Raw genomic sequence first — 268 nt, forward strand, 5'->3', positions numbered from 1 at the left:
GAAATCACAACGATGATTGGTGATGTGCAAGTAGAAGTAAAAAGAGTTGTAGAAGTTGTAAGTAAATTGAAAGACATTGCAGATGTGCAAAATAAAGTGACGACAGAGGCAGAAATGGAGTTCCGCACAATTATGTCAGTTGTAAATACGATTAGTACTTCAGTTGAAAAAATTGTAGAAGAGGTACATAACATAGGTTACGAGCAAGGAGAAATTACAGCGGTAATGCACACAATTGCTGGTACGAGTCAAGAAAGTGCAGCTGTTT

1 pseudogene is annotated in these 268 nt (G+C 37.3%); it reads left to right on the top strand.

Features of this window, described 5'->3' with window-relative positions:
* Positions 1 to 268, top strand: a pseudogene (locus SB717_RS36290) (methyl-accepting chemotaxis protein); the annotation flags it as partial.

Source organism: Priestia sp. SIMBA_032, assembly GCF_046535215.1.
Taxonomy (GTDB): domain Bacteria; phylum Bacillota; class Bacilli; order Bacillales; family Bacillaceae_H; genus Priestia; species Priestia aryabhattai.